Below are 15,659 nucleotides of genomic sequence, written 5' to 3'. Positions count from 1 at the left end.
TGCTGAAAAACTATATTACCGAAAACAAAGAGCGGTTTCTGGAAGAACTGATGGATATGCTCCGGATTCCATCGGTGAGTGCCGACCCTAAGTTTAAAGACGACGTTCTCAGAACAGCCGACTATGTAAAGCAAAAACTGGAAGCAGCCGGTGCAGACAAGGTAGAACTTTGCCAAACCGCCGGTTATCCGATTGTGTATGGCGAAAAAATGGTAGACCCTGCTTTGCCTACCGTGCTGGTGTATGGCCATTACGATGTGCAGCCGGCAGACCCGTATGAACTGTGGAACTCACCTCCGTTTGAACCTGTAATTAAAAACGACAAAATATACGCCCGTGGCGCCTGCGACGACAAAGGCCAGATGTATATGCACGTAAAGGCCTTCGAAGCCATGATGCAGCACAACGCGCTGCCATGCAACGTAAAGTTTATGATAGAGGGTGAGGAAGAAGTAGGGTCTAGCAACCTGGGCACTTTCGTTAAAAATAACTTCGACAAGCTGAAGGCAGATGTTATTCTGATTTCTGACACCGGCATGCTTGGCAACGATACACCTTCTATAACCTCTGGCTTACGCGGCATGAGCTATGTAGAAGTAGAGGTAACAGGCCCTAACCGCGATCTGCATTCGGGTAGTTACGGTGGTGCAGTGGCTAACCCCATCAATATCCTGTGCCAGATGATTGCTTCGATGCACGACGAGAACAACCACATTACTATTCCGGGCTTTTACGACAATGTAGAGGAACTCTCGGAGGAGGAGCGGCATGAGATGGCGCGTGCCCCCTTCGATCTGGAAAAGTACAAGCAGTCGTTGGCCTTAACCGATGTGCATGGCGAGAAAGGCTATAGCACCAGAGAACGCATATCTATTAGACCTACCTTAGATGTAAATGGCATTTGGGGCGGTTATACCGGCGATGGTGCTAAAACCGTAATCGCCTCCAAAGCCTACGCTAAAATATCGATGCGACTAGTGCCGAACCAGACGTCAGAAGAAATAACCGAGAAATTTACAAAGCATTTTAAAAGTATAGCACCAGCCAGCGTACAGGTCGTTGTAAAACCGCACCATGGCGGAGAGCCCGTGGTAACACCTACCAACTCGGTGGCCTACCAGGCTGCTGCCAGAGCCTACGAAGAAGCTTTTGGTATAAAGCCGGTTCCGGTGCGTAGCGGTGGCTCTATACCCATTGTTGCTATGTTTAAACAAGTGCTTGGCATCGACTCGGTACTGATGGGTTTCGGCCTCGATTCTGATGCTATTCATTCACCGAACGAAAGCTTTGGCATCTTCAACTTCCTCAAAGGCATCGAAACCATTCCGCTATTTTATAAATACTATGCTGAAATGAGCAAAGGAGAATAACGATGCCGAAGCAAACAAACAAGAGCGGGGCTGTCTTATTATTCAGGCAGTCCCGCTCTTGTTTGTTTAAATCTATAAAAGTGATTGTCTACAAATTATTCGAATTAAATTGCCCTTCCAAAGCTTTTTTGCTCAAAATGATTCAAGGGTAATGGTTTGTGCATGTAAAGCAGCAGGACATACCCTTGACAGAAATCTGGTGAAATTCCTTTTGGAGGCTATTTCCATTTGAATAATTTTAATCGAATACATGAGCTTAAACTGATCTTACACAAACTACCTGAAGGCCTTTCTGTAAAGTAGAGTCGCCAAAGAAATTTCAGCAGCTCAAAAACAGTCAGATGAAAGGTTTTAGTTAGTATCAGGAAGCAGATCTGTAAAAGCTAGGCTAGGTGGAGTTCCTTCAGCATTTCCGGCGCGGCCTTTTTTAAAGTACACCTGGCAAGAGGTAACCAATGGAAATTTGCCAGACGGAATTGCGCATGTTTAGCTCTTCGCTGGAGAAAGAGCGGAGGCCACCTGTGTGGCGCAGTCCCATAAAAAAGCCATTCTCAAAAGCAAGCCCGCCACCTATAGCATAGCCGTAATCGAATGCCTGAAACTGGTTGCGGTTAAAGTTTTGCGGCCCTATTACCTGCGGCGTTGCGCCACCTGCTGAACTGCTGTTATACCTGCTAACATCGCTATTAAGGCTGAGCAGATATCCTAAATAAGGACCTGCTTCAGCAAAAAGGCCTCCTGCTCTATATTTAACGAGCAAAGGCAGTTCCAGGTAGTTCAGGCGCAAGTCACCTGAGTAGTATTCGGTTGGGTTAACATCGTAGGTGCTGTAGGTGAGGCCTTTTTTAATATAGAGCAACTCTGAATGCAATGTAATAGGTGCTGCAAAATCGTAAGCTGCAATAAGACCTACGTGTATGCTGGCGTAGCGGTTTATCTGGTCGGAGGGAGCATCGTTGCCGGAAGCTCCGGCCACACCGCCTCCTGCTTTTCCGCCAAACCGGAAGTATTGCGCCTCCGCTGCCAGTATCGGGCTTAGTACCAACAGGAGCAGTAGTATCTTCTTTTTCATAGGTGGTGTCATTTTCAGGTTAAGGGCTACTTTTAGGTGTTATTTACCTCTTCTTGTACTGCCCTCACCCGAAAAAGTTAGGTTGCTGCTTCTCTGACTTAGTTTATACTAGCACTAAAAGTAAAAGAGGCCATCCGGTGTGGATGGCCTCTAATTTAAGCTGACTTTTATCTTCCGAAAGAATAACCTAGTGTTAGCATAATTACAGAATGGCGAGCATTATCTGCGCTACCGCCAAAATTTACGTCTTCTTTCACAAAATCTGTGAAGCTACCGTTGTAACGTAGCCCAACACTAATTCCATTTGCGGCAGCAAGTCCAATGCCTGCTGCATATCCTACCTCAAAATCAGATAATCCCTCTTTACTGCCCTTGCTTACCTGAGTCGATTGTAATTCGTTGTTAACAAATGTTTTAGTCTTGTTATTTACACTTAATAGGTAAGATGCTTGCGGACCAGCCTCAAAGTAGAGAGGACCAGCCTTAATTCGAGCCAACACCGGAAGATCCAGGTAATTGTAGTTTACGCTCCCTTCATATCGTCTGTTCAGAATCGTGATATCGTCGTCGTACCTAAAGCCCTTAACAGAGTAAAGAAGTTCTGGCTGAATAGACAGAAAATTGCCGATTACAGTGAAGTTAAGCGTAGCCCCGGCATGGAAACCAATTTTATTTCGGAACAGATCTTCGTTTTGCAGGTCACCGGAGAGGTTGGAGATATTTGCGCCGCCTCTAATACCAAAGGTGGCAGTTTGAGCCTGTGCAAAAGTTGCAACAGAAAAAACAATAGAGAGTACCAGGAATAATTTTTTCATAATTGTAAATAGTTTAAACGTTGACTTTTATACGTGCCTTTCAGCAAACCAGATTGAAAAGTAATTTTATAAAATATGAATTTTTATATATTTTAATTTTTAAATGTTTAACTGGCTTTTTGGTTTATACCATAGGGGGCATACCAACACGTATTGTCGGAGCTATTACAACAAATGGGCCAAAGTATAGGCTTCCTCTATATAGAGATTCCTGGTAGAGTTGTTGTGTTATGGTTTTTGTTGCTGTACAGCTGTTTATGCTAAACTATTGGGCATAAAAAAAGCACCTGGCCAGTAAAGCGCAGGTGCTGTAATAAGTTTTATTTTGTACTAATGGGTGTCACGGTTTAGCGAGTTGGCAGTGCAAAGCCAGCTGTTAACATGAATACGGAATTTCTAAGATTTGGATTGTTTCCACCTCTATCTATAGCGCTTCCGAAATCAGAGGTATAGCGTACGCCTAAGCTCATACCCAGTGGTGTTGCTGTTAAACCAACACCTGCCGCATATCCAAAGTTAGTACGGCGCAGGTTGTTCACGTCATCATCAGTTATCACGAACGAACCACTCTGGTTAGACCATTCGGCTTTTTCGCCAATTCGTACTGCTACCTGCGGACCTAACTCAAAGTAGAGCGGACCTGCATTAATTCTGCCCAACACTGGCACCTCTATAAAACTGGTGCGGAGCTTGTACATTTCGTTATCTGTTTGTGCACCTTTTTGGGTATAAAGTACTTCTGGCTGAATGGTCAGGAAATCTTCGATGATACCAAAGCTGGTGGTTAAACCGGCATGGAAACCCCATCTTCTTTTAAACGCATCGTTATCATTACCTTCGAAACCGGCAAGGTTAGCACCTGCTCGTACTCCAATACGTGGGCCCTGGGCTTGTGCGGCAACTATGGTTGCTAGTAAAAATACAAGGGATAGAATAGTCTTTTTCATAATCGTATTTATTTGTTATTATAGGTTACTCCAGGCTTGTTAGTTTATGAGCCTGATGTTAGCCTAATACGGCCTGTTTGCCAGAAGGTATAGAAAAAATTATCATTTTTACGTTAACATCGTACTTCCGGAGGAGCAGCAGAATATAAATTGAGCATAAAAAAAGCAGTTGCTTTTGCTGCAACTGCCTAGTGTAAATTATTAGGATGTAGTAAGTTAAATCTTGTAGTTATTAGCCGGCCCAGCCTTCTCTGTCCAGGCTTCGGTATTGGATAGCTTCTGCTAAGTGTTCAATTTTTATTTCTTCACTTTTGGCCAGGTCAGCTATCGTTCTGCTCACTTTCAGAATGCGATCGTAGGCTCTTGCCGACAGGCCCAGTCGCTCCATGGCTGTTTTCAGCAACGTTATGCCAGCCTCGTTAATCCGGCAGATTTCCTTCACCATCTGGGAGGGCATCATGGCATTGGAATGGATGGTGTCAAAGCCTTCAAACCGAACGCGCTGTACTTCTCTGGCATCTACCACACGTTCCCGAATGGTGCTGCTCTCTTCAGACTTACGGGTAGAGGTCATCTGGTCGAAGGTAACGGGTGTCACCTCTACATGCAGGTCTATGCGGTCGAGCAGGGGGCCGCTTACTTTATTTAGGTAACGCTGCACAATACCCGGTCCGCACACACATTCTTTATCAGGGTGATTGTAGTAGCCACACGGGCAGGGGTTCATGCTGGCAATAAGCATAAAGTTAGCCGGAAAATCGATGGAGGTTCTGGCGCGGGAGATGGTGACACGGCGCTCCTCCAGCGGCTGCCGCATTACCTCCAGCACCGTGCGCTTAAATTCCGGTAACTCATCCAGAAACAAAACACCGTTATGCGATAGCGAAATTTCTCCGGGTTGCGGCACACTGCCTCCGCCTACCAAAGCCACATCAGAAATAGTGTGGTGCGGCGACCGGAACGGGCGTGTAGACAGCAAGGAGGCAGCTGTACCAAGCTTACCGGCCACAGAGTGTATTTTGGTTGTTTCCAGGGCTTCGAACAACGAGAGCGGCGGCAGAATAGAAGGCAGGCGCTTGGCCAGCATTGTTTTTCCGGCTCCGGGCGGCCCAATCATGATGACGTTATGACCACCGGCTGCTGCAATCTCCAGGGCGCGCTTTATGTTCTCCTGGCCTTGCACATCGGCAAAGTCGGCGGCATACTGGTCGGCTGTGTTATCGAATATTTCGCGGGTGTTAACAGTGGTGGGCTCTATGGCACGCCTGCCGTCGAGGAACTCTACCGCTTCCTGCAGGTTGCTTACACCTATTACCTCCAGGTTGTTTACAATGGCAGCTTCGCGGGCATTTTGCTCGGGCAATATAATGCCTTTAAAACCTTCTTTGCGGGCTTGTATGGCAATAGGCAAAACACCTTTCAGAGGCCGTAGCGACCCATCTAAAGACAATTCGCCCATTATAATGTAGTCTGAGAGTTTGCCAGATTCCATTTGTCCGGAAGAGGACAGAATACCCAGCGCAATTGTCAGGTCGTAAGCAGAGCCTTCTTTCCGGATATCGGCGGGAGCCATGTTCACCACCACTTTTTGCCGTGGCATACGGTAGTTGTAGTGTTTTAAGGCGGAGTCTATGCGTTGTTCGCCTTCTTTAATGGCATTGTCGGGTAAGCCTACTACATAGTATTTAGTGCCGGCTCCTACGTTAACTTCTACTGTAATGGTGTAGGCATTTACGCCTTGTACTGCGCTTCCGAATGTTTTAATGAGCATAATCTAATGTCAAAGTAATTCTGCCTGTGCAGGCAGAGCCGCTGCCAGTGCTGTTGGTAACCGCCCCTGCACTGTATTATTTAGTCAACGGCAAGAGCAGTAGTTGTTTGATTTGTTCTCTAACCAATATCAGCGGCTAAAAAGTTGCCGCTTCTCAATATTTTTTCTGCTACTAAATACACTGGAAAAGTTTTCATTTACTCTTCTGCTCATTCACTCACTCAAAACTTCCTATTCTCTAACTTCACATCTTCAAATCAACCATTAAACCATTTAACAATCAACAACTAAAAATCAGCAACAAATTATGCTAATGAAAAAGCCCTTCCAAAGCGATTTGTGCTTTTTAGCGCCAAGGGTTATTCTACAAGTTGCTGCTCCAGGAGCAGGATGAGGATGTGAATAACCTTGATATGGATTTCCTGTACACGGTCGGAGTAGCCGTTATGCGGCACGCGAATTTCCACATCGCATAATGGAGCCAGTTTGCCTCCGTCTTTCCCGGTGAGGCCAACTACTTTCATGCCTTTGGCGCGTGCTGCTTCTGCAGCTTTTAAAATGTTGCCGGAGTTGCCGCTGGTGGTAATCGCCAGCAGAACATCGCCGGGTTGGCCTAGTGCCTCTAGGTAACGCGAAAAAACGGCATCATAGCCATAATCGTTGCTTACGCAGCTCATGTGGCTGGCATCAGAAATGGCAATGGCTGGCAGTGCTTTGCGGTCGTGGCGGTAGCGGCCGGTTAGTTCTTCGGCAAAGTGCATGGCATCGCACATAGAGCCGCCATTGCCACAAGAGAGTATCTTGCCGCCCGATTTAATAGATTGTGCCATTACCATGGCAGCTTGTTCAATGGCTGCAATGTTAGCTGTATCAGCAATAAAGGCGGCAAGCGTTTTTTGTGCCTGCACTAGCTCTGCCAGAATAGTTGTGATCATGTAGAGTGTTTATTTTTGGGCGCTATGCCACGTTTCCATTTCCAGTGGCTGGTGGTTTTTGTTCCGATAGGCCTGCCGCCGCTCGTAAAGCTCGGCCTTGAGCTCATTTATTTTTAACTGTGCCTTGTGCAAATGATGTTGCTTGTCTGCCACAATAAGCCAACCCAGCCAGAGCCTTGCCAACAGAAGTGCAGCGCCAGCAGATAATAGGATTTTATATAGGCTTTGCAGCTGTGCTCCGGTGGAGAGGTTAAAGAAGATGGCCGCATCTAACAAGGTTGTCAGAAGCAAAAAGATAACTATAACATAGGCAATCACCACCAGGTCTAGAATAATTTTTAATGCTTTCATAGAATAAAGCTGGTTTTGGGTGCGACATAGTATTTTCGCTAAAATTATAAAAAAAATACGACTTTTGTATAATACCCCTATTGCTCAAGACAATATGCCTGCTTTGCCTCCTGCTGCTGTTCAGCTAAGCTGCATCTGAATAAGGCGTGCGTAAAGTCCGTTGGCTTTGGCTAGCTGCTCGTGCGTGCCCCGCTCAATAATCTGTCCTTTCTGCAGTACCAGTATCTCGTCGGCATGCTGAATGGTGCTTAGGCGGTGCGCTATTACCACAGAGGTGCGGTTGCGCATCAGGTTGGTGAGAGCATCCTGCACCAGCTTCTCCGATTCTGTGTCGAGGGCCGAAGTGGCTTCGTCCAGAATCAGGATGGGCGGGTTTTTAAGAATGGCACGTGCAATACTGATGCGCTGCCGTTGCCCGCCCGATAGTTTACTGCCCCTGTCGCCGATGGTGGTTTGGTAACCATCTGGCGTTTGCATAATAAACTCGTGTGCGTTGGCTATTTTGGCGGCTCGTATCACGTCTTCTTCCGTGGCATCGGTTTGGTTAAAGGCGATGTTGCTGAAAATGGTATCGTTAAAGAGAATCGATTCCTGGGTTACTACGCCCATCTTATCCCGCACCGACTCCATGGTGTACTCGCGGATGTCGTGGCCATCTATCAAAATCTGGCCAGCTGTTGGGTCGTAGAACCGTGGAATCAGGTCGGCCAGCGTAGACTTGCCACCGCCCGACGGACCTACCAGTGCCACTGTTTTGCCTTTCGGAATGGTGATGTTAATATCGTTCAGCACCGGACTGTTCTCATAACCGAATTTCACATTCCGGAATTCGATGGTCTTTTCGAAAGTGTGCAGCTCCTTCGCTCCAGGCTTGTTTTTGATTTCCGGCATGGTGTCGATTACCTTCAGTACTCGCTCGCCCGAAACCAGGCCCCGCTGTATGTTACTGAACGACGACGACATGGCCTTGGCCGGCACCAGCACCTGCGAAAACAGCACGATGTAGGTAATAAACTCGCTTGGCCCCAGCTCCGACTGCTGCGTGAGCACCAGCATGCCGCCATAATACAACAAGCCTGCCACCACCGTTACCCCCAGAAACTCAGACAACGGAGAAGCCAGATCGCGTTTGTAAGCAATGGAGCGTTGTATGTCGGCGTAGCGGTTGTTCTGGCCGTTGAACTTGTTCAGTATAAATGGCTCTGCATTAAAGGCCTTGATAACCCGAATGCCGCTCAGGGTTTCGTCAATAATCGTCAGGATAAAGCTCAGCGACTCCTGGCCCTGCTGTGCCTTGCGTTTGAGGCGTTTAGAAATACCGGCAATAATGCCACCCGAAATAGGCAGCAGCAGCAACGTGAAAAGCGTCAGGTTTACCGACATGCTGAACAGCACTACAAAAAAGGCGATGATGGCAATTGGCTCTCGCACGATAACTGTGAGCGTGTTTACCACCGAGTTTTCGACCTCCTGTATATCTACTGTCAGGCGCGTCATCAGGTCGCCTTTACGCTCGTTAGAGAAATAACCCAGTTGCAGCTCGGTTACACGCTCGTATACGGCATGGCGCATTTTCTGCACCACATGCGCTCGCAACGCCCCAATAACTCTAAAGGCCAGGTAGCGGAACAGGTTCGCCAGAAAAACCGAAATAATAAGCACGGTGCACACAAACACCAGCGCCCCCTGCCGCCCCTGCTCCAGTATAACCTGCCCGAAGTAGTAGTTAAAGAAACCGGTTATAAAGTCTATGGAAATGCTGAACGCGGGCTTCTGAGCTGTCATCAGGGCGGCATCATCGGCGCCTACCGTACCGAAGAGTACGTTGAGCAGCGGCATGATGAGCGCAAAGTTAAACAGGCCGAAAATAATACCTAAAATGGTAAACAAAGTATAAAGCGGCACAAAACGGCTATAAGGTCTTGCGTACTCAAGTATCCGGAGATAAGTCTTCATAAAGCTGGTTGCTCCTTTTGCGGCTGTTTTACTGCAGCTGTTGCTGCAAAAACGGCTTCACGGGCGACATATTTTATACCTGTCGCCCACGGAGGCAGGTTAATTGGGTGTAAGTTGTTTAGTGAAGCAGCCGGAACAGAAGCCTGTGCCAGCGCCGCCGCAAAGATAGCCAAATTACCAGCTTATTTGTAGTCGGGGAGAAATTGTAGAAGGAGTGGCTACCGTATATCGGAGCAGCAGCAGCAACCCTTGGATTAAAATCAGGAAAAAGCCTTTGAAAGGGCTTTTTTATTTGAATAATTGGGAAATTGTATAGAGTAAATTCGCCAATTCTATTACGGTTATCTGTAGTTTTCGACAAAAAAGCGTATGTTTATTACTGTTAGCGGGTAGTTATACCTAATAAAAATTCATTTTAAAACATCAAAGTATGGAAGTGCAACTAGACCAAGAAGTTAATATTGATGTTATTGGAACATTAGAATATAATAAGGAATTAGGGCTAGTTGATATTGGATATATTCCTATACCGAGACCTCTTGATGCTGATTTCTCGGCTTTAATAGATCAATTTGAGCAATTCAACACAGCAAAAGAAATTATTGCTTTTGTTAAAGAGCACGAGAAGCTTAAGATACTTTTAAATGCTTACAATTATTGTCAGTACTTCGGTACCGCCTATCAAGGTTTATCAGGGATTGAAGAACTAGAGATTAGGTACAGAAGAGACTTTGAAAATTTAGATGATAAAGCGGATCGAGTTAAAAAACAGAAGGAACGGTTAAGAGAAGAACTATCAGAACGATTACAAGCATATAATCTTGAAATTTCATATAAGGAATGTAAAAATCAAATTAAGATAGGGCAAATATTAGCTTATTCCCACAGAAAGAGAGGCTGGGTATTTGATCCATATCAACTTAGACCAAATTTCTTAATTCATATTAAAACAAACTTTGGCTATGGTTCAAGTAGTTATTTTCTAATACGTCTAAAATATAAAGGGCTTGATATTATTGCTTTTCATGATTGGATTATTTATCAATATGCTAAGCTTTATGAAATAGTTCAGTATACTAAAAGTTTTGATCTACAAAATGAAAGCTGGAAGCAAGTTCTAAACTATTCAAAAGAGGCATGTAATTTATCGCTAACTGATGAAAGAAGTTTTGTAAATAAATATATAATCCAAGAGTGTGAACGTCTAGTTTTAGGTTTAGAAGAAGCTCTAACCCAAGAAGAATTTAAATTTTTGAATTGGCAACAGAGATTTATTATTGTGCATATGGGAGGCTATAAACTAGCAGAGTATCGTGGACAAAAGATTTCTGGTGCATTGGACTTCATAGATAAAATACTTCAATTTAAAGAAATTGCGGAGGTAGGAAATTTTATTAATCGCATTGAGAAATGTAATCATAAAGTAAAACCATTACTTGAAAATGAAATACCTATTCTAAACTCTGAATTGAGTGCACTTTATGAAAGCTTAAGAATATTAACACCTATATATGAAAACGTAAAAGCTAAAAAGGCTTTTTATGATGCTGAAAAAATTAAGTATAAGGAGTTGATGCTCGAAGCCAAAGAATTTTCAGACAAAAAATTCAATTACATAATGTTTGAAAAGAGGTTCATGGAGGTTCATCCTGACTACAAAAAGACTTTGGAGGAGTTCCATCTAAGAACCCAAGAGTTTACTAATTTAACTAATCAAGTCAAATCATTAGAAACTATAAGAGGCAATATCATATCATTTGCTCAAAAGATAGATGCATACTTCAGTAATTAACTTAAATATTACAAGGTATAACCACACCTTTACTGTAGCTACGCCACAGCAAAGCTAAGTCCGTTACCTGCCAAGCAAACAATCACTCTTTAAAAATTAGTTAACTTAAAACAGCACCAGGAAATGTCAAATTATAAAGCAAATTCAACTAATTCCACGGATTTCAATTTGGAAACAAAAGGTATTTCTGTTGGCAAGCTAAAATACGGCAAATGGTATTCGTTTAAAGCGGAGGTAGTATTGGCCGACAATTCACATTATCAGCTTGAACCCAAAGGCGTTTGGGATTCTGTAATTGAATTACAAAAAGACGGGAAAACATTGTTAGAGTTTGAAATGGGATGGAAAGGAATTGTAATTAAAACTCTTTTTAAGGGTGTCGAAAAAAAATATCTTCTGAAGTTAACAGGAATATTAAGCAGTAAATTTGTCCTGATCGATACAGATGAAAAAATGTTATTAGCTGTTGATGCTGATTTCAAGTGGACTAGCTTTAACTTCGACTTCCAAATAGAGACAACATCTGAATTTGAAGAATTTGAAAATAAGGAACTTCTGTTGTTAACGACACTGCATTGCATAAACTATTACATAACATTTATAAGCTCTGTTTCTTAATGCCCTGGCCACAAACAGTGGTTTGGTAAAAAGCGTGTTTTAGTGCTGCTATAAAAGTGAAAAGCTAAAGCAAAATTTTCTTCAAATAAACATGCTAGTCTAAGTAGCCGCGCATCGCAATGCTGCAAACTGTTACCCCGGCAGTGGCTGCACTCCCTATTCAAAGCTGGCAAACTGCGATCTCACGCATCCTCTACTAACTTAAAGCTACTAATAAGGTTGGAAACTAAGCAGCTGCTTATCGGAAAGGCAGAGGTTATAATGTCTAGTGTGGGAGAAGTACTTTATAAAGATTTGATTATCTTGTAAGGGACCTGCTGTAGTAGTTGCTCTCACCAGAAACCAGTGTAAAACTTTAAACATATGAAATGGGCATGCGGTTTATCGATATTGTTTTTACTAACATTAGTTTTCAGTTCTTGTGAAAGAAGGGATATAGATGTTTTTACACTGGAAGGCTATTTAACTGATGAAGTTTCAGGGAAGCCAGTGCCAGGAGTCCATATACGTATCGATGGTCTGAAGTCTCCTTCAGGAATGGGCATTATTACCGATGGAAAGCGCAAAACGGCAGGACAAGCCGTAACAGATAACACAGGTTATTTTAAGGCAAAGTTAAAAGTCTTTAAAGCAGCCGAACAGCTGGAGCTGTTTATAAACAATAACTACAAAGAAGGCTATGCCTTTACCAAACATCATATATCGCTCTCAGGCTTAGACAGAAGCAGCAAGAACAGGGTAGAGCTGACCTTAAATCCGACGGCCTTACTTAAAGTTAAATTCAGAAATGCAAATCCGGTATCAGATGAAGATACCTTTCGTTTTGCTTATTACGGCTCCGGAACAGGAAAAACATCCATACAAGGCAGAGAAAACTGCGGTACAGTAGAAGAAAGTGAGCATTTTACCTGGACTGGAAAGGATGTATGTGGCATTTATATACTAGAGGCAGTTGCCGGTTACGAAACCACAGTGTACTGGAGTGTCACCAAGAACAATGAGACAAAACAATATCATGCGAAAGTTTTTGTTGAACGAGATGTTCTAAATGAATTTTCTATTAATTATTGAGGAGGCTGTGGAGCAAAAGTACTGGCTACAGAAACCTACTATGCCCAAACCCATTCCTCCACCTTTCAAAAACCAAAAAAATGAAACAGGCTATCCTGACGAGCATCTGCCTATTGGTAATGATGTGTTGCTTTGCTCAACAAAATAAGAATTACCGTTCGCTGGATGCTGACAACCCAATTGTTTTTAGCGGTAGCTATATTGTGTACCAGGAGAAGAAGATACAGCTGGGGCCACATGCTTTTTTTATAGATGGTCAGCTCTCGGATGCCGAAGTAGCCAACCATAAGTATGTGTTTAATTCAGTTAACAAGGCAGCAGAGCATTTGACTGATGGCACCGAAGCCTCACCGATGGTGCTGTACCTGGCCCCGTACGTGTACTGGCTCGACAACCCCGATGATCCGGAAATACGGGTTTCAAAAGATAGTGGTCCTCCGTATGGTTTGGTCGTGAAATGCGAATGGCTGCGGTTTCAGGGTTTGTCGGTGAAGGCAGAAAATGTGGTGCTGGCCTGCAACCGGGGGCAAACCATCGGGGCCGTTGGCAATTTTACCATGTTCAAATTTATAGGGCAGGGTACAAGCTCCGAAAATATCACCTTCGGCAATTACTGTAACGTAGACCTGGTGTACCCCCTTAAACCCAGCCTGAACCGGGAGAAGCGGGCATCGGCTATTGTGCAGGCGCAGCTAATACATTGCAACGGCGATAAAATTGTAGCCCGCAACACACGCTTTATCAGCAGGCTGAACCTGAACCCGTTTGTAGGCGGCAAACGGGTGCTGTTCGACCGTTGCCATTTCGAGTCTACCGACGATGCTTTGTGCGGCACAGGCGTGTACCTGAATTCTACCTTAGACATTTACAGTTCCAAACCCTTCTACCACACCACCGGTACCGGGGCCATTTTTCTTAACTGCGACATCCGCTCTTTCAGCCACGACAAACAGTATTTTACCAAAGCCAACGGGCAGGTAGCCGTCGTGGATACACGATTTAACACGGAGCCAAATACCTATTTAGGTTGGCGCGATGTACCACCCTCCGAAACAAAAAACTACCAGTACCAGGTAACCCAGAACGGCCAGCCCATCCTAATCAGTAAAAACGATCCGGCTTCAACTGTTGATATGGCCGCCAAACCGGTGCTGGCTGCTTACCGCCTGGAGCATAAAGGCAAAGTAATTTACAACACCTATAACCTTTTGGCCGGAGATGATGGCTGGGACCCGATGGGCGTGAAACCCCTGGTAGTGGCAGCCGAAAAAGAGCAGGCGGCAAAATTTACCAACCTGCCGGTGCAGCTACTCCTGTCGCCTACCAATGTGGCCATCGAAACAGGAAAGGACAAGATAACGTTAAGCGCCAGGCTTATGCGGTTCGGCAACTACGAACACACCGGAGAGCCCATAAACTGGCGTGTGGCCCCAGAGCAGCAGTTGTTAAAACTACAGGTAAGCCCCGGTGGTTTAACCTGTGAGGTAATCCCTACAAACGAAAACGACGACACCCGGCAGGTACTTGTGATGGCTTCTACCGCTTCCGGCCTCGAAGCAGCCAGTGTGCTGCAGGTGGCACCGTCTAAGCTGCCTCCGCCTGCGTTCAGCACACGGCCTGACCTTGCAAAGCCGAAAAACGGAACGCTCCAACTCGCTTATAAACTCGACATGCGGTTTGCCGACCAATCGTTGGTGACCTGGTACCGCTGCACCGATGCCAAAGGAAGCAACCCGATAGAGGTGGCCGTGTCGCGGTTCGACAAGCCGCTGCTCGAGTATACCCTTTCGGCAGGTGATGTAGGGTACTACATTATGGCTGCCGTGGCTCCTAAGCATATCCGGAGCCATGTGGGCCAGGAGGTTACGTCTGTCTTGCCAAAACCTATTGTAGCCAAAGACTTAAAAACAGATACCAGGGTGCTGTACACCGATTTCCGAAATGCTTCTACTAAAAACCAACCAAAGGTTATACCGGGTTTCTGGACATTAGATCATGTTGAACAGGCAGAAGCCAGCCTTGCCACCACTCCCGCCAAAACCACCGATGCCTGGCATTACGGTGAGGGCATAGATGGTGCAGCAAACCAAACAGGCCTTGTGCAGGGCCGAAGCGCCAGCATGCGGTACACACCTGTTGGCAACCAGTTCGGCGACATGAAACTAACCATGACGGTAGCACCCTATAAAACAGCTGGTCAGGGTTTCAGTGTGGCTCCTCTGTACATGGATGTGCTCATAAAATTTGATGCAGAAACAAAGTCGGGCTACGCGTTGCGATTTATCCGGACAACTAAATACCACGATGCAATAGATTGCGTTTTTGTGAAGTACGAAAATGGGAAAGCTGTTGAAATAAGCGAACCTGTAACAACAACCAGTTATAAACCCGACTGCACTATTACCATCGAAGTTAAAAAAGATAAGATTTTAGCGCATGCAATTACATCGGCGCAGCAGCATAAGGAGCCATCCGGGCCAGAAGTTGTTCCGGAAGTTAAGATGCGCACCAGCATTAGCCCCAACACGTTTGGTGGTTTCGGTATAGAGTACAACGGCGGCTCCCCAACCATGATCAAAGATATAAAGGTGGAGTGGCAGTAGCTAAACTGCTTGTAAATACGCTGTTGGTAAGGCGAGCAGCTTGCCAGCAATTATTCGAATGAAAACTGCCTTCCAAAGGTAAAATCGGGTTTTCAACTTAAGGCCTTGAAAGGCAAGTAGGTTACACGCCAGCTTTTTCTGCTGGTATAGGTATTAAATAATTTTGTAGGAATTCATCATGTGATTTGTCCACACATTAAAATGAGCTTACAGGCCTGTGTTCTGCAACAGGTGGCAATGCCATTTCTTTTTCCGGTAAGTTATGTCGCAGCCTATAAAATAGTTGTAACGTATCCGCCCGACCAAGTACATCTTTCCGGCAGGATGAGCATTTTCTACTTTTGTTTCAAAAACAAAA

At 45.0% G+C, this 15,659-nt stretch carries 12 protein-coding genes; 5 read left to right on the top strand and 7 right to left on the bottom strand.

Annotated elements, in window-relative coordinates; genetic code table 11:
• Window positions 1–2 precede the first annotated feature (2 nt).
• Window positions 3–1,370 (top strand): dipeptidase, encoded by a 1,368-nt coding sequence (locus FVR03_RS17200; RefSeq protein WP_147923013.1) that lies wholly within the window; start codon window positions 3–5, stop codon window positions 1,368–1,370.
• A gap of 427 nt (window positions 1,371–1,797) precedes the next feature.
• Here FVR03_RS17200 and FVR03_RS17195 read toward each other — a convergent pair whose 3' ends face one another.
• The 7 genes from FVR03_RS17195 to FVR03_RS17165 form a co-directional block, all read right to left on the bottom strand.
• Window positions 1,798–2,442, bottom strand: coding sequence for a porin family protein (locus FVR03_RS17195; RefSeq protein ID WP_147923003.1), 645 nt, complete (start codon window positions 2,440–2,442; stop codon window positions 1,798–1,800).
• A gap of 167 nt (window positions 2,443–2,609) precedes the next feature.
• Window positions 2,610–3,257 (bottom strand): porin family protein, encoded by a 648-nt coding sequence (locus FVR03_RS17190; RefSeq protein ID WP_147923002.1) that lies wholly within the window; start codon window positions 3,255–3,257, stop codon window positions 2,610–2,612.
• 347 nt (window positions 3,258–3,604) lie between these two features.
• Window positions 3,605–4,204 carry a porin family protein gene (locus FVR03_RS17185; protein ID WP_147923001.1) on the bottom strand — a complete coding sequence of 200 codons (600 nt, stop codon included), beginning with the start codon at window positions 4,202–4,204 and terminating at the stop codon, window positions 3,605–3,607.
• 232 nt (window positions 4,205–4,436) lie between these two features.
• On the bottom strand, window positions 4,437–5,975 hold the full coding sequence (locus FVR03_RS17180) for a YifB family Mg chelatase-like AAA ATPase (RefSeq protein WP_147923000.1): 1,539 nt from the start codon (window positions 5,973–5,975) through the stop codon (window positions 4,437–4,439).
• A gap of 359 nt (window positions 5,976–6,334) precedes the next feature.
• Complete coding sequence (gene lpcA, locus FVR03_RS17175; protein WP_147922999.1) at window positions 6,335–6,910, bottom strand: D-sedoheptulose 7-phosphate isomerase; 576 nt, start codon at window positions 6,908–6,910, stop codon at window positions 6,335–6,337.
• Between the two features lie 9 nt (window positions 6,911–6,919).
• On the bottom strand, window positions 6,920–7,261 hold the full coding sequence (locus FVR03_RS17170) for a hypothetical protein (protein ID WP_147922998.1): 342 nt from the start codon (window positions 7,259–7,261) through the stop codon (window positions 6,920–6,922).
• 120 nt (window positions 7,262–7,381) lie between these two features.
• The gene (locus tag FVR03_RS17165; protein WP_147922997.1) at window positions 7,382–9,217 is read right to left on the bottom strand and encodes an ABC transporter ATP-binding protein; all 1,836 of its coding nucleotides are present in this window, start codon (window positions 9,215–9,217) and stop codon (window positions 7,382–7,384) included.
• A 430-nt stretch (window positions 9,218–9,647) separates the two neighbouring features.
• Between FVR03_RS17165 and FVR03_RS17160 the strand changes: the two genes are divergently transcribed.
• The 4 genes from FVR03_RS17160 (at window position 9,648) to FVR03_RS17145 (ending at window position 15,301) form a co-directional block, all read left to right on the top strand.
• On the top strand, window positions 9,648–11,009 hold the full coding sequence (locus FVR03_RS17160) for a hypothetical protein (protein ID WP_147922996.1): 1,362 nt from the start codon (window positions 9,648–9,650) through the stop codon (window positions 11,007–11,009).
• Between the two features lie 123 nt (window positions 11,010–11,132).
• Window positions 11,133–11,627 (top strand): hypothetical protein, encoded by a 495-nt coding sequence (locus tag FVR03_RS17155; RefSeq protein ID WP_147922995.1) that lies wholly within the window; start codon window positions 11,133–11,135, stop codon window positions 11,625–11,627.
• Window positions 11,628–11,990: 363 nt separating this feature from the next.
• The gene (locus tag FVR03_RS17150; RefSeq protein WP_147922994.1) at window positions 11,991–12,698 is read left to right on the top strand and encodes a carboxypeptidase regulatory-like domain-containing protein; all 708 of its coding nucleotides are present in this window, start codon (window positions 11,991–11,993) and stop codon (window positions 12,696–12,698) included.
• An 80-nt stretch (window positions 12,699–12,778) separates the two neighbouring features.
• Window positions 12,779–15,301: a hypothetical protein gene (locus FVR03_RS17145; protein ID WP_147922993.1), complete on the top strand. Its 2,523-nt coding sequence runs from the start codon at window positions 12,779–12,781 to the stop codon at window positions 15,299–15,301.
• Window positions 15,302–15,659 lie beyond the last annotated feature (358 nt).

Source organism: Pontibacter qinzhouensis (assembly GCF_008017455.1).
Taxonomy (GTDB): domain Bacteria; phylum Bacteroidota; class Bacteroidia; order Cytophagales; family Hymenobacteraceae; genus Pontibacter; species Pontibacter qinzhouensis.
Note: the sequence above shows the minus strand (reverse complement) of the source record. Positions and strands in the feature narration are given on the sequence as shown.

Coding starts and splice junctions, on each gene's coding strand:
- FVR03_RS17195 (WP_147923003.1), bottom strand. CDS start 2,442: ATGAAAAAGAAGATACTACTGCTCCTGTTGGTACTAAGCCCGATACTG.
- FVR03_RS17190 (WP_147923002.1), bottom strand. CDS start 3,257: ATGAAAAAATTATTCCTGGTACTCTCTATTGTTTTTTCTGTTGCAACT.
- FVR03_RS17185 (WP_147923001.1), bottom strand. CDS start 4,204: ATGAAAAAGACTATTCTATCCCTTGTATTTTTACTAGCAACCATAGTT.
- FVR03_RS17180 (WP_147923000.1), bottom strand. CDS start 5,975: ATGCTCATTAAAACATTCGGAAGCGCAGTACAAGGCGTAAATGCCTAC.
- lpcA (WP_147922999.1), bottom strand. CDS start 6,910: ATGATCACAACTATTCTGGCAGAGCTAGTGCAGGCACAAAAAACGCTT.
- FVR03_RS17170 (WP_147922998.1), bottom strand. CDS start 7,261: ATGAAAGCATTAAAAATTATTCTAGACCTGGTGGTGATTGCCTATGTT.
- FVR03_RS17165 (WP_147922997.1), bottom strand. CDS start 9,217: ATGAAGACTTATCTCCGGATACTTGAGTACGCAAGACCTTATAGCCGT.
- FVR03_RS17160 (WP_147922996.1), top strand. CDS start 9,648: ATGGAAGTGCAACTAGACCAAGAAGTTAATATTGATGTTATTGGAACA.
- FVR03_RS17155 (WP_147922995.1), top strand. CDS start 11,133: ATGTCAAATTATAAAGCAAATTCAACTAATTCCACGGATTTCAATTTG.
- FVR03_RS17150 (WP_147922994.1), top strand. CDS start 11,991: ATGAAATGGGCATGCGGTTTATCGATATTGTTTTTACTAACATTAGTT.
- FVR03_RS17145 (WP_147922993.1), top strand. CDS start 12,779: ATGAAACAGGCTATCCTGACGAGCATCTGCCTATTGGTAATGATGTGT.